Source organism: Aquimarina sp. Aq78 (assembly GCF_900299525.1).
In the GTDB taxonomy this organism is placed as follows: domain Bacteria; phylum Bacteroidota; class Bacteroidia; order Flavobacteriales; family Flavobacteriaceae; genus Aquimarina.
Genome location: NZ_OMKA01000029.1, coordinates 388,194 through 410,326, shown reverse-complemented (window position 1 = coordinate 410,326; position 22,133 = coordinate 388,194). Strand labels below are relative to the sequence as shown.

18 protein-coding genes and 1 riboswitch are annotated in these 22,133 nt (G+C 32.8%); of the genes, 14 read left to right on the top strand and 4 right to left on the bottom strand.

All coding sequences use genetic code 11. The features are described from left to right. Window positions 1-139: 139 nt before the first annotated feature. A riboswitch (SAM riboswitch) is annotated at window positions 140-245 on the top strand. A gap of 154 nt (window positions 246-399) precedes the next feature. From DG435_RS21285 to DG435_RS21250, 8 genes are all read left to right on the top strand, one after another. After that, entirely contained in the window at window positions 400-1,401 is a 1,002-nt protein-coding gene (locus tag DG435_RS21285; RefSeq protein ID WP_106791441.1) for a homocysteine S-methyltransferase family protein, read from the top strand. Between the two features lie 3 nt (window positions 1,402-1,404). Further along, window positions 1,405-4,107, top strand: coding sequence for a methionine synthase (metH, locus tag DG435_RS21280; RefSeq protein WP_106791442.1), 2,703 nt, complete (start codon window positions 1,405-1,407; stop codon window positions 4,105-4,107). A gap of 12 nt (window positions 4,108-4,119) precedes the next feature. Further along, a complete protein-coding gene (locus tag DG435_RS21275; RefSeq protein WP_106791443.1) occupies window positions 4,120-4,590 on the top strand; it encodes a DinB family protein in 471 nt (156 codons plus the stop codon). Between the two features lie 159 nt (window positions 4,591-4,749). Then, window positions 4,750-5,703, top strand: coding sequence for a methylenetetrahydrofolate reductase [NAD(P)H] (gene metF / locus DG435_RS21270; RefSeq protein WP_106791444.1), 954 nt, complete (start codon window positions 4,750-4,752; stop codon window positions 5,701-5,703). A 379-nt stretch (window positions 5,704-6,082) separates the two neighbouring features. Continuing rightward, a complete protein-coding gene (locus tag DG435_RS21265; RefSeq protein ID WP_106791514.1) occupies window positions 6,083-7,180 on the top strand; it encodes an acyloxyacyl hydrolase in 1,098 nt (365 codons plus the stop codon). 10 nt (window positions 7,181-7,190) lie between these two features. Further along, the gene (locus DG435_RS21260; RefSeq protein WP_106791445.1) at window positions 7,191-8,009 is read left to right on the top strand and encodes a head GIN domain-containing protein; all 819 of its coding nucleotides are present in this window, start codon (window positions 7,191-7,193) and stop codon (window positions 8,007-8,009) included. Between the two features lie 241 nt (window positions 8,010-8,250). Beyond that, the gene (locus DG435_RS21255; protein ID WP_106791446.1) at window positions 8,251-10,980 is read left to right on the top strand and encodes a PAS domain S-box protein; all 2,730 of its coding nucleotides are present in this window, start codon (window positions 8,251-8,253) and stop codon (window positions 10,978-10,980) included. After that, window positions 10,967-11,380, top strand: a complete 414-nt coding sequence (locus tag DG435_RS21250) for a response regulator (RefSeq protein WP_106791447.1) — start codon at window positions 10,967-10,969, stop codon at window positions 11,378-11,380. The genes DG435_RS21255 and DG435_RS21250 overlap by 14 nt, the downstream gene beginning before the upstream one ends. A gap of 31 nt (window positions 11,381-11,411) precedes the next feature. Here DG435_RS21250 and gldA read toward each other — a convergent pair whose 3' ends face one another. The 3 genes from gldA to DG435_RS21235 form a co-directional block, all read right to left on the bottom strand. Beyond that, window positions 11,412-12,311, bottom strand: coding sequence for a gliding motility-associated ABC transporter ATP-binding subunit GldA (gldA, locus tag DG435_RS21245; protein ID WP_106791448.1), 900 nt, complete (start codon window positions 12,309-12,311; stop codon window positions 11,412-11,414). Between the two features lie 147 nt (window positions 12,312-12,458). Beyond that, window positions 12,459-13,391: a hypothetical protein gene (locus DG435_RS21240; protein WP_106791449.1), complete on the bottom strand. Its 933-nt coding sequence runs from the start codon at window positions 13,389-13,391 to the stop codon at window positions 12,459-12,461. Window positions 13,392-13,402: 11 nt separating this feature from the next. Next, the gene (locus DG435_RS21235; RefSeq protein ID WP_106791450.1) at window positions 13,403-14,206 is read right to left on the bottom strand and encodes a fatty acid desaturase; all 804 of its coding nucleotides are present in this window, start codon (window positions 14,204-14,206) and stop codon (window positions 13,403-13,405) included. Window positions 14,207-14,606: 400 nt separating this feature from the next. Here DG435_RS21235 and DG435_RS21230 point away from each other — a divergent pair, with 400 nt between their 5' ends. Next, entirely contained in the window at window positions 14,607-15,920 is a 1,314-nt protein-coding gene (locus DG435_RS21230) for a glycoside hydrolase family 1 protein (RefSeq protein ID WP_106791451.1), read from the top strand. Here DG435_RS21230 and DG435_RS21225 read toward each other — a convergent pair. Next, the gene (locus DG435_RS21225; RefSeq protein WP_024770670.1) at window positions 15,903-16,364 is read right to left on the bottom strand and encodes an Lrp/AsnC family transcriptional regulator; all 462 of its coding nucleotides are present in this window, start codon (window positions 16,362-16,364) and stop codon (window positions 15,903-15,905) included. The genes DG435_RS21230 and DG435_RS21225 overlap by 18 nt on opposite strands. A gap of 192 nt (window positions 16,365-16,556) precedes the next feature. On the opposite strand from DG435_RS21225, the gene DG435_RS21220 reads away from it, so the two are divergent. From DG435_RS21220 to DG435_RS21200, 5 genes are all read left to right on the top strand, one after another. Then, complete coding sequence (locus DG435_RS21220; protein ID WP_106791452.1) at window positions 16,557-17,531, top strand: NAD-dependent epimerase/dehydratase family protein; 975 nt, start codon at window positions 16,557-16,559, stop codon at window positions 17,529-17,531. Between the two features lie 57 nt (window positions 17,532-17,588). Then, the gene (gene kbl / locus DG435_RS21215; RefSeq protein ID WP_106791453.1) at window positions 17,589-18,776 is read left to right on the top strand and encodes a glycine C-acetyltransferase; all 1,188 of its coding nucleotides are present in this window, start codon (window positions 17,589-17,591) and stop codon (window positions 18,774-18,776) included. A gap of 344 nt (window positions 18,777-19,120) precedes the next feature. Further along, the gene (locus DG435_RS21210; protein ID WP_024770673.1) at window positions 19,121-19,951 is read left to right on the top strand and encodes a prephenate dehydratase; all 831 of its coding nucleotides are present in this window, start codon (window positions 19,121-19,123) and stop codon (window positions 19,949-19,951) included. Beyond that, window positions 19,948-21,144 (top strand): pyridoxal phosphate-dependent aminotransferase, encoded by a 1,197-nt coding sequence (locus tag DG435_RS21205; RefSeq protein WP_106791454.1) that lies wholly within the window; start codon window positions 19,948-19,950, stop codon window positions 21,142-21,144. Before DG435_RS21210 ends, DG435_RS21205 begins: the two co-directional genes overlap by 4 nt. Next, window positions 21,145-21,993 carry a prephenate dehydrogenase gene (locus tag DG435_RS21200; RefSeq protein ID WP_106791455.1) on the top strand — a complete coding sequence of 283 codons (849 nt, stop codon included), beginning with the start codon at window positions 21,145-21,147 and terminating at the stop codon, window positions 21,991-21,993. Window positions 21,994-22,133: the final 140 nt, after the last annotated feature.

The window sequence follows — 22,133 nt, the reverse complement described above, 5'->3', positions numbered from 1 at the left end:
ATAGAGATTACCCTTTTGGGTAATCTTTTTTTTGTTAATACGAGGTGAAATTGATAAATAAACTTGCATAACAAAAGGCTATGCCTTTTATTTGTAGTTAGATTAACAGCAGATGCTGTTTAGTTCATATATATACTAATTGTTATCGAGAAAGGTGGAGGGAATAGACCCTATGAAACCTTAGCAACCCTTTATCTTGTAAAGAAGGTGCTACATTCTATCCGTTATAACGGTATAGATAACGAAGATTCATAGCTCTGCTATGTCTTTCCATTTATTTTTCTTGATATACGAATTCTTTATTTTAATAGAGAATTAATACTATTTTTTGTTATTCCAGTACTTTGTTTGCACATAGTATAGGCTAGAGCTGGAATCCACAATAATATTTGATAAGTAATGAAAGAGATATACAAAATACTAGAAGAAAGAATCCTTGTGCTTGATGGAGCCATGGGAACCATGTTGCAAAGACATAAGTTTACAGAAGAAGATTTTAGAGGAGAACGATTTAAGGATTGGCCTACTCCTGTGCAAGGTAATAATGATTTATTGAGTATTACCCAGCCCGAAGCAATAAAAGAAGTACATCGACTTTATTTTGAAGCAGGAGCGGATATCGTAGAAACTAATACCTTTTCGGGTACAACCATTGCTATGGCAGATTATGAAATGGAAGATTTGGTTTATGAGCTAAATTATCAGTCAGCAAAAATAGCCAAAGAAGTAGCGGATGAGTTGACCGAAAAAGAACCTCATAAACCCCGTTTTGTAGCAGGATCTATTGGCCCAACAAACAGAACAGCAAGTATGTCTCCAGATGTAAATGATCCGGGATATAGAGCAGTAACTTTTGATGAATTAAGAATCGCTTATAAACAACAGGTTGAAGCGCTATTAGATGGAGGTGCAGATATTTTATTGGTAGAAACTATTTTCGATACATTAAATGCTAAAGCAGCACTTTTTGCAATTGAAGAAGTAAAAGACGAAAGAAATATCGATGTACCCATCATGGTAAGTGGTACAATAACGGATGCAAGTGGAAGAACATTATCAGGCCAAACGGCAGAAGCATTTTTAATTTCTTTATCTCATATTCCGATGTTGTCGGTTGGATTTAATTGCGCATTGGGAGCAAATCAACTAACTCCCTATTTAGAAGTTTTAGCTCAGAAAGCAAGTTTTGGAATATCTGCACATCCTAATGCCGGATTGCCAAATGCATTTGGAGAGTATGATGAAACACCAGAGCAAATGGCAGAACAGATTAAAGAATACACGGAAAAAAACTTAGTAAATATTATTGGCGGTTGTTGTGGTACTACTCCAGAACATATTAAAGCAATAGCAGATTTAGCAAAAGATTATAAACCAAGAGTAGTAGGAGTAGAAGTATAACATATGAGTACTAAGGAAGAAAGAAAATATCTTAAGCTCTCTGGTCTGGAACCAATGATCGTTTCTGCTGAAACGAATTTTATTAATGTTGGGGAGCGAACTAATGTAGCAGGGTCGCGTAAGTTTTTGCGTTTGGTCAAAGAAGAAAAATTTGATGAAGCTTTAGATATAGCAAGACATCAGGTAGAAGGAGGAGCACAGGTCATTGATATCAATATGGATGATGGTTTGATCGATGGTAAGGATGCAATGGTGAGGTTTCTTAATCTTATCATGGCAGAACCAGATATTGCTCGAGTACCCATTATGATAGATAGCTCTAAATGGGAAATCATTGAAGCAGGACTGCAAGTAGTACAAGGAAAATGTGTAGTAAATTCTATAAGTCTTAAAGAAGGAGAAGAAGAATTTATATTACATGCAAAAGCCATAAAAAGATATGGTGCAGCTGTAATTATAATGGCATTTGATGAGGTAGGACAAGCAGATAATTATGAACGCCGTATAGAAATTTCAAAACGATCTTATGATATATTGGTTAACAAACTGGGCTTTCCACCAGAAGATATCATATTTGATCTAAATATATTTCCGGTTGCAACCGGAATGGAAGAGCATCGTAAAAATGCCATTGATTTTATTGAAGCCACACGATGGGTAAGAGAAAATCTACCACATAGTAGTGTAAGTGGAGGTGTAAGTAATGTTTCGTTTTCTTTTAGAGGAAATAATACAGTTCGCGAAGCTATGCATTCTGTTTTTCTGTATCATGCAATCAAGGCAGGAATGAATATGGGAATCGTAAACCCGGCAATGCTAGAGGTATATGATGATATTCCAAAAGATCTTTTAGAACATGTAGAAGACGTAATTCTGGATCGGCGAGATGATGCCACCGAACGATTATTGGATTTTGCAGAAACAGTTAAAGGAACCAGTAAAGAGAGAGTTGTTGATCTTTCATGGCGAGAAGAACCATTACAGGATAGGATCACAAGAGCCCTTGTGAAAGGGATTGATCAATATATCGTAGAAGATGTAGAAGAAGCAAGGCAAATAGCAGATAAACCTATAGAAGTTATAGAAGGAAATCTGATGACAGGAATGAACGTTGTTGGTGACCTTTTTGGATCAGGTAAAATGTTTTTGCCACAGGTTGTAAAATCTGCCAGGGTGATGAAAAAAGCAGTAGCATATCTACTTCCATTTATTGAAGAAGAAAAGAAAAAGAATGCACTTTCTGGAGGAGTAGTAAAAGAAAATGATTCTAATGGCCGTATTTTGATGGCAACGGTAAAAGGTGATGTACATGATATTGGTAAAAATATTGTTTCAGTAGTATTAGGATGTAATAATTATGAGATTGTAGATCTTGGAGTGATGGTTCCTCCTGATAAAATTATTCAGACAGCAATCGATGAACAAGTGGATATTATTGGATTAAGTGGATTAATAACTCCATCACTAGATGAAATGGTTCACCTGGCTAAAGAAATGGATCGTAAGAATTTCAATATTCCATTATTGATTGGTGGGGCAACTACATCAAAAGCTCATACCGCAGTTAAGATTGATCCACAATACAAAAATGCAGTAGTACATGTTAATGACGCATCAAGAGCAGTAACAGTTGTTGGTGATTTATTGAATAAAAGAAGCAATCAAAAATATGTAGGTGATCTTAAAGAAGATTATGAAAAATTTAGAGATGGATTTCTAAAGAGAACAAAACAAAAAGAATATCTGAGTATTGAAGAAGCCAGAAAAAATAAATATGTAATTGATTGGCAAACTTCTGAAATTGTAACACCAAACAACCTAGGAATTAGAGTTGTAGAAGATTTTGATTTGAAAAAATTAGAACCTTATATCGATTGGTCACCGTTTTTTAGATCCTGGGACTTGCATGGTAAATACCCTGCTATTTTAACTGATACTGTCGTTGGAGAACAAGCTACATCTTTGTTTAAAGATGCACGAGAATTATTACAGAGAGTATTTGATGAAAAATTATTAGGGGCAAAAGCTGTGTATGGGCTTTTCGAGGCTAATACGGTAGATGATGATGATATTGAGGTGTCTTCAGAACAAGGAGATTTTAAATTTAGAACACTACGTCAACAATTAAAAAAACATGCTGGTAAACCAAATTTTGCATTATCTGATTTTGTAGCTCCAAAAGAAAGCGGAATTCAAGATTATATGGGGTGTTTTTGTGTAACAACAGGTTTTGGAACCAAGGAACTTGCCGAAGCTTTTGAGGCAGATCACGATGATTATAATTCGATTATGATTAAAGCATTGGCAGATCGATTAGCTGAAGCTTTTGCAGAATATTTGCATAAAAAAGTACGTAAAGAAGATTGGGGATATGCTAATAACGAATCATTAACCAATGAAGAATTAATAAAAGAAGCATATAAAGGTATTCGACCTGCACCAGGATATCCTGCTTGCCCGGATCATCTCGAAAAGATAACGATTTGGGAATTACTTCGGGTTAACGAACGAATCGGAGTAGAATTAACAGAAAGCCTGGCTATGTGGCCTGCAGCATCTGTATCTGGATATTATTTTGCTAATCCCGAAGCTCGATATTTTGGATTAGGAAAAATGAAAGAAGATCAGGTAAAAGATTTTGCAGAACGTAAAGATGTAGATCTTGAGTATGCAAAGAAATGGTTGAGTCCCAATATAGTTGACTAAATACAAACCCGGATGAATATAAAAGATAGTATTAAAAAGTATGATGAGGTTTTTGAAGGAGAACCATGGTTTGGAAATTCTATATTAAAATCATTAGAACATATTCCTGTACTTTTTTGGGATAAAAAACCAAAGAAAGTATCGCACTCAATATCAGAATTAGTTTACCATCTTATAGATTGGAGAGGGTTTGTTATCGAAAAACTAAAAGGAAATAAAGCTTTTGATATTGAATTAAATTCTGAGAAGGATTGGAGGAAAGGTGTTTTAATACAAAATGAAAAAGAAAAGAAAAAAACTCTTGAAGAATTAATTGAGACTCAAAATATAATATGTGAATTACTATTAGCAAAGCCGGATTCATGGTTGAATGAACAAGTAGCTGGCCGTAGATATAGAAATGAGTACATGATAAATGGTGTGATACAACATGATATCTATCACTTAGGGCAAATCAATATAGTATATAGTCAATTGAAATAACGAATATTAAGAATAGGTGCTTTGTTAAAAAAAGAGATTTTATGCTAGAATTTTTTAATACGATGAAGAGATATTAAAGAATAGATCTGAAAAACGTAGATAACGAGAATTATCCTAACACCGAAAAAAATAAACGAAGAATAAGGAATTATAGATTAGATGAAAGTAACAGATCACATAAAAAAAGCAAAAGAAAAAACATTGTTTTCTTTTGAGTTAATACCTCCACAGAAAGGAAGAAGTATACAAGAATTATATGATAATATTGATCCATTAATGGAATTTAATCCTCCTTTTATTGATGTAACTACTTCCCGAGAAGAATTTATTTATATTGATAGAGAAGGATTGTTAGATAAGAAACTAACCCGTATGCGTCCAGGTACGGTAGGTATTTGTGCTTCGATTACTCATAAATACAATGTAGATACAATTCCTCATGTATTATGTGGTGGATTTACCAAAGAAGAAACAGAATATTTATTGGTAGATTGTCACTATTTGGGTATTGAAAATGTAATGGCTTTGCGTGGTGATGCAATGAAGGAGGAAAAATATTTCACTCCTACCAAAGGAGGGCATAATTATGCTAATGAACTTGTAGAGCAGATATTGAATATGAATAAAGGGCAGTTTCTTCATGAAGTAATTGAAACGGATAACAAATCCGATTTTTGCATAGGAGTTGCTGGTTACCCAGAAAAACATATGGAAGCTCCTTCGGTAGATTCTGATATTAGAAGGTTAAAAGACAAAGTAGATGCTGGAGCAGATTATGTAGTAACCCAAATGTTTTTTGATAATAAAAGATATTTTGATTTTGTTAAAAAAGCTAGAGAAGCAGGAATTAAAGTGCCTATAATTCCAGGGATTAAACCCGTAGCAGTAAAAAGACATTTACAATTGTTACCTCAGGTTTTTAAACTGGATATGCCAGATGAATTGGTTAGAGCAGTAGAAAAATGTAAAACAAATAAGGAAATTAGAGAGGTAGGAGTAGAATTCGCAATACAGCAATCTAAAGAACTGATGGAGTATGGTGTTCCTGTACTGCATTATTATTCGATGGGTAAGTCGGATAATATTAGAAAGATTGCTGAAGGCGTGTTTTAAGAAAAACCTTCTTTCCAGAATATAAAAGAGCGGCAATCACTGCTGATTTTTAGTATATAATTTTAGTATAACCCTGTTGGATTAATGTCTAACAGGTTTTTTTATGAAGTAGAAACCAAACAAAGCTTTTACTTTTTTATCAGATTTACTGTTTACAGTTTTTTTGACACAGATTAATTAAGTCGGGATCCAAGAGAGGTTTTTGAACCTTTTACAAGAGTTATCTTAGATTTATAACCTTTTTTGAAGCAATATTATTAAGCTTATATGATTGGTGAAATATTTGATTTACAGTGGTTTAATTGATGAAAATAATAGAAGGGTAAAACCAGATCCATCAGTGTTTGGAAACCTCGAAGGTCTATCATACTTTTGCCGGATGATAAAAAGGATTTATTTACTCATCTTTATCGTTCATTTTGGTACGTATGCTCAGATAGAATCTAAAGTGAATTATACGTTGGATGTCAATAACTTTTATGGTACCATCCTAAAACATAATCCTGATATCTCGCATTTAATCACAGGTCATCCATCTGGTGTGATTCTTTCCTTTCAGCGTAAGACATTTGGAGATAAAAAATGGCAACGATTATATAATTATCCTGATTATGGCGTTTCTTTTTTATATCAAGATATGGATAATGAGTTTTTGGGAAAGCATTTAGGTCTGTTTGTCCATTATAATTTTTATTTCTTAAAACGGTATCTAAATCTTAGGATAGGCCAAGGAATTGGATATAGCACAAACCCCTATGATGAAGATGATAATTATAGAAATGTAGCCCATGGTACACATTTATCCAGTGGAACTTATTTTTTATTACAAGCTAAAAAGGAGAACCTTATTAAAGGTTTTGGGTTGCAAGCAGGTTTAGGAGTTGTTCATTATTCTAATGGAAATTCTAAGGCGCCAAATAAAAGTACTAATACATTGTTCTTAAATGCAGGAATAACCTACACATTAGATCAGGAAACCCCAGAATACATAGAAAAGGAAAAAGGAGATCTTAAAGGAGGAGAACCAATAGGTTATGGTTTTATTTTTAGAAGCGGAGTTAATGAAAGTGATGTAGTAGGATCGGGAAGGTTCCCTTTTTATACGTTTGGAGGTTTTGTAGATAAGAGATTAAATAAAAAAAGTGCCATTCAGTTAGGAGCAGAAGTGTTTTTTTCTAAAACCTTGGAGCGTTATATAGATTTTAGAGCAGCAGGAGGGTTTAATGATGGAACTACAGGGGATGAAGATGCTAAACGAGTAGGGATGTTCCTAGGGCATGAGTTAAGAGTAAATAGAATTTCGGTACTCACACAAGTAGGGTATTATGTGTATTATCCTTATGATTTTGAAGGACAAACGTATCTTAGAGCAGGAGTTCAGTATTATTTTACTAAAAACATATTTGGTTCACTAACTGTTAGATCTCATGCTGCCAAAGCTGAGGCTATGGAGTTTTCGATAGGGTATAGATTATAAAAGCACTGCTATGGATCTTAGTATAAATTTAAAAAAACAAAATACCGGACTTAATTCGTTGAAGTCTTTTTTGAAATATATAGCGGTAAGATGTATAGGGATATGGGTTGTGTTATTTTTATTTGGCTGTGATTCTGAGAATGCTTCAGATTGTTTTCAAAGAACAGGAACAATAGTTAGAAAAGAAATTGAAGTTTCTGATTTTACACGTATTTTGGTGAATCCAAATGTAGAACTTATCATAAAAGAAGGAACAACTACTTCGGTAATTATTGAAACAGGAGATAACTTGCTAAACGAAGTTTCGGCAATAGTCGAAGATAATCGTCTAGTACTTAGCAATACTAATGATTGTGCCTTTTTTAGAGATTTTAATCAAACTAAGGTTTTTGTTACTGCTCCTAATATCACAGAAATAAGGAGTGGGACACAATTTGACATCTCCTCTGATGGAATATTAACCTATACTTCATTAACATTATTAGCCGAAGATTTTGGTGAAAATACTGAAACTACAACGGGAACATTCAATTTGAGTGTAGATTGTGAAAATATTAATATAGTAGGAAATAACATTGCTTCATTTTTTATAAACGGAACAGTACAGACATTAAATGTTAATTTTGCTTCAGGAACCGGAAGATTTGAAGGAGCTAATTTAGTGGCAGAGAATGTTCAGGTTTTTCATAGAGGAACTAATAAAATTATAGTAAACCCTCAACAATCAATTACAGGAGAGATACGAAGTACAGGAGATGTAATTTCGGTTAACAGACCTTCAATTGTTGAAGTAGAGGAGTTTTTTATAGGGAAACTTATATTTCAATAAAGATATCAATACTATTCTCTTAGTAGTTGTGAATAAGGCACCTATATCTTTTTATACTTACTATGATATCTCTTTTTTATCTATTATATCATTTCAATTTCAAACTGATTTTAACAAAATTTACCCAAAAAAGAAGTAGGGTAACACCATAAAAAGTTTGCGGAATTTAAATCTTTCTAATTGAAATTAATGTCTAACTTTATAAGACACCAGGATTTTATTCCAAATTTTATATTTAAAAATGATTCAAAATCAGTTTGATAATGCTCAAGATGTTGAGAATGTAGAAGAAAATTATCTTAAAGAAGAACTGTATGCTCTTATTAAGAAAGACGATTATATTTTTGATTTTATACAGAAATCGAGCCTTGACGGGCTTTGGTTTTGGGATCTAGATAATCCCGAAAATGAGTGGATGAATTCTAAGTTTTGGACCACCTTGGGATATGATCCCGATAAGATGCCACATAATGCTTCTGCATGGCAGGATATTATAAATAAGGAAGACTTAGAAGTGGTGTTCCTTAATTTTACAAAACATTGTAAAGATCCATCACATCCGTATGATCAAATCGTAAGGTATAAACATAAATTTGGGCATACTGTATGGATTCACTGTAGAGGTTTAGCGATACGTGATAGTAAGGGGAAACCAGTACGAATGTTGGGTGCCCATACCGATATTACTAAATTAAAAAAAGTAGAAGTACAGCTGCAAAGACAGGTAGATAGTTATCAACACGTTATTGAAGGTACAAACCTGGGGACCTGGGAGTGGAATGTGAAAACAGGAGAAACCATATTTAATGAGAGATGGGCTAATATAGCAGGCTATACACTTCTAGAATTAGAACCAGTTTCTATCAATACATGGGCAGAAGCCTCACATCCAGATGATTTGAAAAAATCTAATCAACTGTTACAAGATCATTTTGCGGGAAAAACACCTTTTTATGAATGTGAAGCCCGAATGAAGCATAAAAATGGAGAATGGATATGGGTTCTGGATCGAGGAAAAGTGGTGAGTTGGGACTCAGAAGGAAACCCAGAATGGATGATTGGTTCACACCAGGAAATCACTGAGAGTAAGAAAGATTTAGAAAAAAGTAAATTATTTATACAACAAGCTCCAAGTGCTATAGCAATGTTTGATACTAATATGTGCTACTTGGCAGTTTCTCAAAAATGGTATGAAGATTATAGTATTAGTGATAATAATATTATAGGTAAGTCACATTATGACGTTTTCCCAGAAATAGGAGAAAAATGGAAAGATGATCATAAAAGATGTCTTAATGGAGAAGTATTAAAAAGTGAAGAAGATCGTTTTGAAAGATTAGATGGATCTGTGCAATGGCTTACGTGGGAGTTGCGACCATGGTATACCGATGAAAATAAAATAGGAGGTATCTTAATGCATACTGCAGATATCACTAGAACCAAAAAAGCGGAAATAAATCTACGCATTAGCGAAGAAATGTTCAGGAGAAATTTTGAAAATGCCGCAATAGGAATGGTAATGTTGGATCAAAAAGGTCATTTTACAAAAGTAAATTATAAATTGTGTGAGATTCTTGGGTATTCTAATAAAGAATTGACAAAGCTGGATTTTAAAGATATTCTTCACCCAGATGATTTGGCAATCAGTGACAAATTATTTCAAAAACTTTTTAGAGGAGAAACATTATATAGCAATATGGAAGAAAGATGCTTTCATAAGGATGGTCATATTGTATATATTAATCTTTCGGTTTCAGTTATTAAGGGAGAAAGTAATAAACCAACATATTTTATTGCACAAATTGCAGATATTAGTCATAAAATTATTGCCAGGCAGAAACTACAGAATACTGTTGGTGAACTAAAAAGTATAATCGATGATATAACTCAAGTAAGTATAATTGGTACAGATAAGAATGGTTTGATCACTACATTTAATAAAGGAGCAGAAAATCTATTAGGGTATACCAAAGAGGAGGTAATATTAGAAAAACCACTCATAGTATTACATCAAAAAGAAGAAATAGAGAAGAGAGAAAAAGAATTATCATGGTTGTTGGATCGAGAAATTAAAGGTTTTGAGGTTTTTACAGCATTACTCGAGAATCAAGAATATGATGTAAAAGAGTGGACACATGTAAGAAAAGATGGGGCTTGTTTTCCTGTTCAGGTTACATTGTCTCCTATAAAAAACAAAGGTGTGATTAGTGGATATCTTGGGGTAGCAACTGATATTAGTGAGATTAAAAAAGTAGAACAAGATTTAAAATCATGGTTAACGGTTGCAGAAGATCAAAATAAAAGACTACGTAATTTTGCGCATATAGTTTCACATAATCTAAAATCACATTCTGGAAATTTTCAAATGTTACTGGATTTGTTTATTCAGGAAAACCCGGAGATTGAGGATAATGAAATTATTCAACTTTTTAAAACAGCATCCGAGAACCTTACCGAAACCATAGTGCATTTAAACGAAGTAGTATTAATGAATACTTCTGTTGATGAAAATTTAATAGGGTTGAATTTATATGAGGCAATTAACAAAGTGACCGAAAGTGTTTCTGCTATTGCAAAAGAGACTATGGTGACTATAAATAATAATACACAACCAGATATAAATATTTTAGGAATCCCGGCATACTTGGATAGTATTTTATTAAATTTTATAACTAATGGGATAAAGTATAGTTCTGAAGAAAGAGAGAGTTATATCGATTTAACTACTAGAATAGAAGGCGAATTTGTGATCTTGGATATCAAGGATAATGGATTAGGGATTGATTTGAAAAAACATCAGGCTAAACTATTTGGGATGTATAAGACTTTTCATAATAATAAAGAAGCCAGAGGTATAGGACTATTTATTACCAAGAACCAGGTAGAAGCCATGGGAGGTAAAATAGAAGTAGAAAGCACAGTAAATAAAGGAACAACTTTTAAAATTTATATGAAATATGAAAAAAATTGATATAGCTTGTATTATTGATGATGATCCAATTTTTGTATTTGGTATTAAAAAAATAATGGAACTTGTTGATTTTTGCAATGGTTTTATGGTCTTCCGGAATGGAGAAGAAGCGTTAAATAATCTAAAAGCAATTATTTCGGCAAATGAAAAATTACCAGATGTTATTTTGTTGGATTTAAATATGCCAGTGCTTGATGGGATACAATTTTTGGAAGAATTCATAAAAGTGCCATGCACGAAGAAAATAATTATTTATGTAGTTTCTTCATCTGTTGATCCAGAAGATATCCTAAGAGCTAAATCTTTTGAGCATGTAAGCGATTACATCGTTAAGCCTATTTCTGTAGAAAAACTCAAAGATATTTTAAATGATATAGAAAAGACAAGTCAATGTCAATAAAAGGATTAAGGTATAGGTGTAAGAATTATATTTAAGAAGGGTTGGTGAGTTCTCTAAACAAACCTTCCAGGTTTTTATTTTTTCGAGATAGTTGTAATATCTTTAGCTTATTATCATGAGCAAAGTCAAAAACTACTGGGCGCATATCCGTTTTAGTATCAAAAGTAATTTGATAAACAAACCCATGAATGTTTTTTACATCACTTACATCAGACAATTTTTGTAAAAAGGCTTCTTCTATACGATAATCAAACTCGACTTCGATAATCTGCTCAGTCTCGTCTACTATTTCATGTAAATATTTGTCTGCAACAATTTCTCCTTTATTAATAATAATGACCCGATCACACATTGCTTCAACCTCTTGCATTATGTGGGTAGATAAAAAAACTGTTTTTTCTTTACCAATTGCCTTTATTAATTCTCTAATCTCTACTAGTTGATTGGGATCTAAACCTGTTGTAGGTTCATCCAGTATTAAAACTTGAGGATCATGAAGTAATGCGCATGCCAAACCAACTCGCTGGCGATATCCTTTAGAAAGTTGACTAATTTTTTTATTGGCCTCTGGAGTTAACCCTGTTAGTTTGATTACCTCTTCAATTCTGGATTTTGAAATCTTATATACTCGGGCATTAAATGCTAAATACTCTCGTACATACATTTCCAGATACAAAGGATTATGTTCAGGAAGGTATCCTATACTTCTTTGTACATCAATAGCTTGAGAGTGTATGTCAAAATTATTAACAACGGCAGAGCCCTCAGAGGGATCAAGATAGGTCGTTAGAATTTTCATCATAGTAGATTTACCTGCTCCGTTAGGACCAAGAAAACCAACAATCTCACCTTGTTTTATTGCAAAAGAAATAGCATTAAGTGCTTTTTGATCATTATAAAGTTTAGAAATATTAGATACCGAAATTGACATATAGAACAAGTATGAGGTCTGTTTATACCCAAAAATACATAATTCATATATGTATTGTATGAGAAATTTAGAAAAAATAATTTAACGTAAATTTTCTTTATTCAGTATTCACACTAAGTTAATTAATGCGAGTAAAAAGAGTATTCATTATTTTTTTGACCAATCATTTTCTATCCAGAAGAGCCCGGTAATAAAAATGAATACCCCTAAAAATGCAGGAAATAGATGTGAGAAATTTAAATACCCGATAGCAAAATGAACTAAAATAGCAGAAGAATATCCTATTGTTATTGCAATTGCCAATGTTTCCCATAAGATTTTCGAAGGGTTAGCATACCAAATTATAAAATATAACATAATACCGATAGTAGCCAAACTACCTCCAAATGAAGCTCTATCATGCGCTATTACAGGAATAAGATTAGGGTTTATGTCCTTAAGCCCACATACTTTGATATCCATAAAGGCAAGATCTTGAGGAACAAAAACAGAAGTCATGCCTACTATCATTATAATTATACCTCCCAGAAAAAGCGATAAAGCACTAAGTAGCATTAAACAGTTTCCTCTACCTAGTTTTGAATTTAGATGAAATCTTTCCTGTTTTTTTAAAAGAGAATTAAATTGATATTTTCGCTCTTTCTGGTAAGAATGATATAATCCTAATATAAATAATGGGGTTATTGCTATTGTTCCTAGTGCATGCCATGAGTCAAAATAATTATATCCCAAATAAGAGAAAAAACTTGCAAAACCATAGATACCCGAAATAAAAAGAACCCACCATGCCCAAGGTTCTTTTTTTTGTAATGGAACTAATGCTAACCAAAGATATAGGATGCCAACTGTAATTAAAGCACCTCCATAAGAAACACGATCATGAAACATGAACTTCACAATTTTTCCATTTTTATAATTAGAAAGCTGTTTTGCTGTCATTCCTATAATATCAATATCATGTGGTAAAAAGCTTCCAGAAATCGATTGGCCTATTAAAAACACACCAACAAATAATAATATAATGCCCAAAACAACAAAAGGAAGAATTCCATTTTTAATAAATAGGCGATATAATTTCATTAATTTTTATTTTATAATTTGATAGTTTCGAGATCGTAATTTTTAAGGTGTGGTAGTAATCTTTTTCCAAGTTTTCTCCAATTTTGATGAGGAACCATGGGGTACAAGTGATGTTCTAAATGATAATTATGATGGGCAAAGAAGAAGCTTATGATTGGACCTCTAAATAGTTTTGTTTGAAATATTGGATGTGTATAATTTACTTTATGGGGAATATATACTGTAAACAATGGGTAAAACCAACTTCCTATTTGAACTAATAAAAAATAGTATAATAAAAATGGGTAATGTTGATATAGTAGTATTGCTATTACTATATATATTAGAAATAAGGATCCTTCAACATTGATCCAAATTTTATCCTTAGTCTTTGAGTGTTTGCGAGCCCAGAAAAAAAGCTTGTATACATAAATAGAGCTTTCTAGAATTAATTCGTACGGTTTCATGTGTATAGACGCACCTTCAATGTCGCTTTCTTTAGGAAAATTGCGATGGTGGTTAATATGAGATACTTTAAAAGCATGACCGCTTCTTAATGTTAGCATTTCAATAATTGATAAGAAAAACCTATTTATACCAGGAGATAGTTTTAAAGTTCCATGTACAAGGTCATGAGAAGTCGAAACATAAGTAACAAACATTAATATAACAACAGATAGTATTGCCAAGATCCATAATTCATTAATTGCAAAATAAAAATATCCAAAACAACACAAAAATGGTTTCGCAATAGTCCAGATTTTTTGCGCCTTGGTTAAATATAATAAGTCCTTGCCTAATACTTTGATACTTGGCAGAATTATCTCCTGCTCCATTCGTTTTTTGATTAGATTATAGTATAGATAGCCTTTATTTCTATAATTCTTCTATGGTTTGTTTAATAGAAATATAGTTTCAATTGCTTTCTCATCATTAAAAGTTGATGTTCAAAAGTACATAATTCAATATGCATTGTATGAGAAACTTAAAAAAAATGATAGTAACATTAAGATAATGTTGGGGTAAAATGAGAAGGTAAAGGATGTGGTATCTTTATATAGGATAAGATTTTTAATATGTCACTAATCAATTTAAAACAAATAGTCCATAATTTCCTTCATAAACTGGTTTGTCTAAGTCAGCAAGTTATCTTTTTTATACTCTCTCTTTTTCTTAAAAAAACATTGTTTAAACATTGATGTGTTATGTTTTTCTTTTTTAGAATTTTAAGACGTAATGAACAAAATTAAGAACCTTAAATGGGGGGTTACAATTGCCGCTCATCAAACCGAAGGAGCTTATAATAAAGATGGAAAAGGTCTTTCTATTTGGGATACATTTACTCAAAAATCGTATAGAGTCAAAGACCGTTCTAATGCCAGAATGGCAACAGATTTCTATCATAGATTTGAAGAAGATATTGATCTAGCAGTTGATATTGGGTTACAGATATTTCGTTTTTCTATTTCCTGGTCAAGAATATTCCCAGAAGGTACAGGAGTAGTGAATCCAAAAGGAATTGAATTTTATGATAAGGTAATTAATTACTGTTTAAAAGTAGGTATAGAACCTTGGATTACAACATATCATTGGGATTTGCCACAAAAATTACAAGATAAAGGGGGGTGGACAAACCGAGATAGTATTGGCTGGTATGCAGCATATATAACTGTACTAAGAAACCACTTTGCAGATCGGGTAAAATATTGGGTATTGATTAACGAAGGAATAGTATGTATAGGAGGAGGCTATTTTCTTGGTGTACATGCTCCTGGTAAGAAAGGGATTGGCAATTTTATTTCGAGTACACATCATCTTTTATTGGCACAAGCCGAAGGATTTAAAATTTTGAAGGAAAAAAGAGAACTTCAGGTGGGTACTGCAATAAGTTGTACTAAAATAGAGCCCTATAGAAATAAAACTGCTGATCATAAGGCAGTTATTAGGATTGATACATTGATGAATCGCCTGTTTATAGAGCCTCATTTGGGATTAGGATATCCAGACGATGATTTTCCGGTTCTAAAACGTATGTCTAGATATTATAAAAAAGGAGATATGGAAGCATTAAAAACTGATTTTGATTTTTGGGGAATTCAAACCTATGCAAGAGAAGTGGTTAAAGCAGCTTGGTATGTTCCATATCTTAGAGCAATCCAGATGAAACCTAAAAAAAGAAATGTAAAAACTTCGGTGATGGGGTGGGAAACATATCCAGAAGGAGTGCAGTATTTTTTGGAAAGGTTTGCTCAATATAACCCTAAAAAAACACTTTGGCTTTCTGAATGTGGAATGGCACTATCTAAAAATGAAGATGAGCAGATAAGAATCGAGTATTACCAAAGAGTGATTAAAGGGATGAAAGCTGTGTTGGATAAAAACATAAATCTCAAAGGAATTTTACTTTGGACATTGGTAGATAATTTTGAATGGGCAGAAGGATATATTCCTAAGTTTGGGATAATAAGTTTAGATAGAAAAACTATGCAACGCCGAATGAAAACATCTGCACTCTGGTTAAAAAAATATTTATCAAATATAAAACTCTGATGTGTGCTTAATTTCCTTAAGAACAAAAGTGCTATTTAGGACACCAATATTTTCGATTTTTGAAAGCTTTGTTTTTACAAAATCATGATATTCTTCCAAACTTTTGGTGTGAATTTTCAAAACAAAATCTACCTGCCCTGCCATATGATAACATTCTTGTACTTCTTGCAGATTCTGAATTTGCTTTTCGAATTTTTCTATAAAAGCTTCATTGTGATAGCGCATAGAAACCTGACAAATTGTGGTGATAGCGCGATCAATTAATTTCTTGTCTAAGATGGCAACATACTTTTTGATGAATCCTTGTTTTTCTAGTCGCCGTATTCGCTCATATACGGGAGAAGCAGTAATGTTAAGGATTTTGGCAATTTCTTTTGCTGTTTTTTTAGAATCTTCCTGTAGGATTCTAAGTATAGTAATGTCAGTATGGTCTAATTGTTCCATTTTAATTCAAAAAAAAGTTACTTCAAAAATAGAATTTAAGCTTATGTTGAAGTAAATATAGCTGAAATTATTATGGTTATTAGTAATTATTGCTTAATTATTTAGTAATCATGGCAGGAAAAGTTACATTTTGTATTTTGCGAAGTAAATAACACTGTTAAGTGCTTAAATTTTAAAGTGAAAATAGAACATATGGAAACGATTATTTTGGTAATAGGAGCGAATGGTCAATTAGGATCTGTATTAACAGAATCTCTTAAACAAAAATTTGGAAGCTCTAATGTAATTGCTTCTGATTTAAGATCTAGAGAAGGATATGAAGGCTCTTTTGAAATAATTGATGCAACAGATATAAATAGAATAGAAGAGGTAGTTGTTCAATATAAAGTTACTCAAATATACCATCTTGCAGCAATTCTTTCTGCCAAAGGAGAAGAAACACCCTTAAGAACTTGGGATATTAACATGAAAACTTTATTTAATGTACTCGAAGTTTCTAGACAACATAATATTGATAGAGTGTTTTTTCCGAGCTCTATAGCTGTTTTTGGTGAAGGAGCACCCATAGAGAATACGCCAAACGATGCTTATTTGGATCCCGCTACTGTATATGGGATCAGTAAAGCAGCAGGAGAAAATTGGGCACAATATTATTTTTTAAGATATGGGCTTGATGTTAGATCAATTCGTTACCCTGGTGTAATTGGATACCAATCATTACCAGGAGGAGGTACTACAGATTATGCAGTAGATATCTATCACAAAGCAGTTTTAGGAGAAGAATTTAGTTGTTTTTTGAAAGAAGATGCTACCTTGCCCATGATCTTTATGGAAGATGCCATACGGGCAACTTTAGAATTAATGGATGCGCCTAAAGAAGATATCAATATGAGGACTTCGTATAATATTGCAGGAATTAGCTTTTCTCCTGCAGAAGTAGTGGCAGAAATTCGTAAATTATATCCTAATTTTAAAATCAAATATGATCCTGATTTTAGACAGGAAATTGCTGCACGTTGGCCTAAATCTATAAACGATTCTGCTGCGATTAAAGATTGGGGATGGAAACCAGAATTTGACCTTAAATCAATCACAAGTACAATGATTCAAAAGCTAAAAGAAAAATATAAAACAGGATCAAAAAATCAGAAAACGATAGTGCTTTGATGCGATGTATCTTTTCATGAAATGAAATATAACAATAAAGAATAAATACCAAGTAACATGTTTTCAAATATAAAAGACGACTTACAAAAAGAGCTGGATGAGATTATATCGGCAGGATTATATAAATCCGAAAGAATAATTACCACCCCACAAGGAGCCAGTATTGACACGACAAATACTAAAGATGTGCTAAATTTTTGTGCAAATAATTATTTAGGTCTTTCATCACATCCTGATGTAATTGATGCAGGTAAAAAAGCCATAGATTCTCACGGGTATGGATTGTCATCTGTGAGATTTATTTGTGGAACTCAAGATATTCATAAAGAATTAGAGCATAAAACTGCTGAATTTTTGGGAATGGAAGACTGTATTTTATATGCTGCTGCTTTTGATGCTAATGGAGGAGTGTTTGAACCTATTCTTGGCCCAGAAGATGCTATCATCTCTGATGCACTAAACCATGCTTCTATTATAGATGGAGTTAGACTATGTAAAGCAAAACGTTTTAGGTACGAGCATAATAATATGGTAGATCTAGAAAAGCAATTAAAATCGGCAGAAGGATGCAGACGTGTACTTATTGTGACAGATGGTTCTTTTTCTATGGATGGTACAATTGCCCAATTAGATAAAATCTGTGATCTGGCTGATCAATATGAAGCTATGGTTATGATAGACGAATGTCATTCAACTGGTTTTTTAGGAAAAACAGGTCGTGGGACACATGAGTATCGTGATGTAATGGGACGTATAGATATTATTACAGGAACCTACGGTAAAGCTTTGGGTGGTGCTTCAGGTGGATTTACTGCTGCCAGAAAAGAAATTGTAGAAATGTTAAGACAACGATCCAGACCCTATTTGTTCTCTAATACAGTAGCACCATCAATTGTTGGGGCGTCGATTAAAGTATTAGATCTGTTAAGTTCTTCTACAGTACTACGAGATAAACTAGAAGAAAATACAAAATATTTCAGATCAGAAATGACTGCAGCAGGATTTGATATTATTCCGGGAGATCACCCTATAGTCCCAGTAATGTTGTACGAAGCAAAACTTGCACAAGAATTTGCAGCTAAATTACTTGAAGAAGGAATTTATGTTATAGGATTTTTCTATCCGGTTGTACCTAAAGGGAAAGCAAGAATTAGAGTGCAATTATCAGCTGCTCATGATCGTAATCACTTAGAAAAAGCAGTAAAAGCTTTCACTAAAGTGGGTAAAGAACTGAATGTGATATAAATACAAACGTTTGTTAGTAGTTTAAAAAGTAGAGGATTCATAGAATACGTAGAGTTTTATTTAAAATATTTCAGTAATATCCATTAAAACATCAGGATTTGATGATAATACTCTGGTGATTATGAAAAAAATCAAAAATTATTTTGAATCGTAATAGTTTTAGCTAATTTAGCAACGTAATAATGATACAATAATGAGCAATTTATTTACTTGGAACGGATTCTATTTTTTCTTCTTTTATTTTAAAAGCAAGATCGGGATCGTTATGTAAATAAATCAGCAAAATTTATAAAACTAAAATCCCGATGAAAAATCGGGATTTTTTTTTGCAATAAAATTAAAAGATGAAACAAAAGGTTGCTATACAAGGAATAAAAGGTTCATATCATCACGGCGTTGCTCAGGCATATTTCGGAGAAGATATAGACGTAAATGAATGTATGTCTTTTCAGGAATTGGTCCATAGTTTAGAACATAATAAGAGTACAGATGCTGTAATGGCGATAGAAAACTCTATTGCAGGCTCTATTATTCCTAACTATGCTTATATAGACGAGCATGACCTTACGATTAGGGGAGAATATTTTTTACCAATTCATCACTGTTTAATGGCTTTAGATGGGCAAGAAATTTCAGATGTCAAAGAAGTATATTCTCATCCAATGGCTTTGCTACAATGTAAAGAATTTTTTAGAGGACAACCACATATAAAATTGATTGAGGATGCAGATACAGCCGATGTAGCAAGAAGAATTCATAAACAACAATTAGAAGGAGTTGCCGCTGTAGCAGGAGAAACCGCTGCAAATATTTATCAACTAAATATTTTAGCTAAAGAGATTCAAACTATAAAATCAAATAGTACCCGGTTTTTTATTTTAAATACAGAAGAAGAATCTAACTCAGAAAAGAAAGATATCAATAAAGCATCTTTAAAATTTCTAACAGATCATAAAAAAGGAAGTTTAGCTACAGTGCTTAATGTAATGAGTGATTGTGGATTGAATTTAACTAAAATCCAATCATTACCTATTATTAGTATGCCTTGGAAATATTCCTTTTTTGTCGATGTAACTTTTATGGATTATGATGATTATGCTAAAGCAATGTCGATCTTAAAAATTATGGCATTAGAACTAAAAGTATTGGGTGAATATAAAAACCAAAATGGATGAGCATTCAAACAGCAAAAAGATTAGAAACGGTAGAGGAGTATTATTTCTCTAAAAAATTGAGAGAGGTTAGAGAGCTTGTTGCTTCAGGAAAACCAGTTTTAAATATGGCTATTGGGAGTCCCGACCTGGATCCGCCAAAAGAAGTAGTGCGAGCTATCCAAGAAGCGGTACTTGTAGATGGGGCTCATAAATATCAAAGCTATCAAGGGTTGCCAGAATTACGAGAAGCTATTGCAGATTTTTATAGCGCAAAATATCAAGTTTCCCTAAACCCTAAAAACGAAATCTTACCCTTAATGGGGTCCAAAGAAGGAATCATGCATATTTCTCTGGCGTATCTTAATAAAGGAGATGAAGTGTTGGTTCCTAACCCTGGATATCCAACATATAGCGCAGTAACTAATTTGGTAGGCGCAAAACCAATTTTCTATGATTTAATTGAAGATAATGGATGGGAGCCAGATTTTCATAGCCTTTCAAAAAAAGACTTAAGTAAAGTGAAAATTATGTGGATTAACTATCCGAATATGCCAACAGGAGCCTCGGGAGATGTAGAGCTATTTAAAAAAATGATTGATTTTGCTAAAAAACATAGCATTCTATTGGTGAAAGATAATCCATACAGTTTTATCTTAAACGATAGTCCAACAAGTATTTTATCAATAGAAGGAGCAAAAGAAGTAGCATTGGAGTTAAACTCTTTAAGCAAAACTTTTAATATGGCAGGATGGCGTGTAGGAATGGTTAGTGGTAGCTCTGATAAAATTGAAGCAATCTTAAAAGTAAAAAGCAATATGGATAGCGGGATGTTTCAGGGAATCCAAAGAGGAGCTATCGCGGCATTACGCATTTCTAATGGTTGGTATGATAAAATGAATGCAATCTATAAAGAAAGAAGAGCCTTGATATGGGAATTGGTAGATCTTTTGGGGTGTAGTTATGATAAAACTGCAAAAGGGATGTTTGTTTGGGCTAAGTTACCAAAAGGAGTGGATGCTATAGAATATATAGACACAATCTTATATGAGAATGATATCTTCATCGCTCCAGGTGATATTTTTGGAAGTAATGGAAAAGGATATATACGTTTTTCACTTTGTGTAACCAAAGAGAATATCAAAGAGGCTATAGGAAGATTTAATAAAACAGAATTACCATTGATGAAAGATATCGCAAATCAAAACTGTAACTAGATGAATGTATTTGTAGTAGGGATAGGGCTAATCGGAGGTTCTTTTGCCATAGATATTAAAGCAGCTTTTAATGAAGCTAAGATTTATGGGATTGATAGAAGTGATGATAATCTAAACGAAGCACTATCATTAGGCCTTATTGATCATAAATCTAGTTTGGATACGTTGGATAAAGCAGATGTGGTTATAGTTGCTATACCTGTAGATGCGACCGTTGAGATATTACCTTCTATTTTGGATAAAATAGATGATAATTGTTTAGTTTTTGATGCTGGTTCGACCAAGAAAAAGTTGTGTAATGCAGTTGAAAACCATACCAAAAGAAGGAATTACCTGGCAATACATCCAATTGCTGGTACAGAATTTTCTGGACCACAAGCAGCAATTGCAAACTTATATAGAGGAAAAACGAACATTATCTGTGAGGTAGAAAAAACGGCATTTAAATTACAAGAAAAAGGAATGGAGATTTTTTCAAGATTAGGTATGCGAATTCGTTATATGGATCCTTCATCACATGATAAGCATATTGCCTACGTTTCACACTTATCACACATCAGTTCTTTTATGTTAGGTAAAACTGTGATCGAAAAAGAGAAAAATGAAAGAGATATTTTTGATATGGCTGGTAGTGGTTTTGCATCTACTGTTCGATTGGCAAAGAGTTCACCCGCTATGTGGGCGCCGATTTTTAAGCATAATAAAGAAAATATAATAGAAACACTAGAAGAATATATTGCTAATCTAGCTCAATTTAAGGAGTTGATTGAAAACGATGATTTTTTAGCAGTATATAGAGAAATGGAAGATACAAATCATATAAAGACAATTTTAAAAGGAATTGCTTAGAGCATGTTTAAATAAAATACGAACTGAAAATGAATAATTTAAGGTTTTGGCAATGATTTAAAAATACGGGTTTATCGGGATAAATACATTTTTTGAACCGAAGCCAAGTTCTTGAAATATTATTTTTCAGGAAGTAAGGT

Coding starts and splice junctions, on each gene's coding strand:
- gldA (WP_106791448.1), bottom strand. CDS start 12,311: ATGTCAATTTCGGTATCTAATATTTCTAAACTTTATAATGATCAAAAA.
- DG435_RS21275 (WP_106791443.1), top strand. CDS start 4,120: ATGAATATAAAAGATAGTATTAAAAAGTATGATGAGGTTTTTGAAGGA.
- DG435_RS21230 (WP_106791451.1), top strand. CDS start 14,607: ATGAACAAAATTAAGAACCTTAAATGGGGGGTTACAATTGCCGCTCAT.
- DG435_RS21240 (WP_106791449.1), bottom strand. CDS start 13,391: ATGAAATTATATCGCCTATTTATTAAAAATGGAATTCTTCCTTTTGTT.
- DG435_RS21210 (WP_024770673.1), top strand. CDS start 19,121: ATGAAACAAAAGGTTGCTATACAAGGAATAAAAGGTTCATATCATCAC.
- DG435_RS21225 (WP_024770670.1), bottom strand. CDS start 16,364: ATGGAACAATTAGACCATACTGACATTACTATACTTAGAATCCTACAG.
- DG435_RS21265 (WP_106791514.1), top strand. CDS start 6,083: ATGATAAAAAGGATTTATTTACTCATCTTTATCGTTCATTTTGGTACG.
- kbl (WP_106791453.1), top strand. CDS start 17,589: ATGTTTTCAAATATAAAAGACGACTTACAAAAAGAGCTGGATGAGATT.
- DG435_RS21260 (WP_106791445.1), top strand. CDS start 7,191: ATGGATCTTAGTATAAATTTAAAAAAACAAAATACCGGACTTAATTCG.
- metF (WP_106791444.1), top strand. CDS start 4,750: ATGAAAGTAACAGATCACATAAAAAAAGCAAAAGAAAAAACATTGTTT.
- DG435_RS21200 (WP_106791455.1), top strand. CDS start 21,145: ATGAATGTATTTGTAGTAGGGATAGGGCTAATCGGAGGTTCTTTTGCC.
- DG435_RS21220 (WP_106791452.1), top strand. CDS start 16,557: ATGGAAACGATTATTTTGGTAATAGGAGCGAATGGTCAATTAGGATCT.
- DG435_RS21235 (WP_106791450.1), bottom strand. CDS start 14,206: ATGGAGCAGGAGATAATTCTGCCAAGTATCAAAGTATTAGGCAAGGAC.
- metH (WP_106791442.1), top strand. CDS start 1,405: ATGAGTACTAAGGAAGAAAGAAAATATCTTAAGCTCTCTGGTCTGGAA.
- DG435_RS21250 (WP_106791447.1), top strand. CDS start 10,967: ATGAAAAAAATTGATATAGCTTGTATTATTGATGATGATCCAATTTTT.
- DG435_RS21205 (WP_106791454.1), top strand. CDS start 19,948: ATGAGCATTCAAACAGCAAAAAGATTAGAAACGGTAGAGGAGTATTAT.
- DG435_RS21285 (WP_106791441.1), top strand. CDS start 400: ATGAAAGAGATATACAAAATACTAGAAGAAAGAATCCTTGTGCTTGAT.
- DG435_RS21255 (WP_106791446.1), top strand. CDS start 8,251: ATGATTCAAAATCAGTTTGATAATGCTCAAGATGTTGAGAATGTAGAA.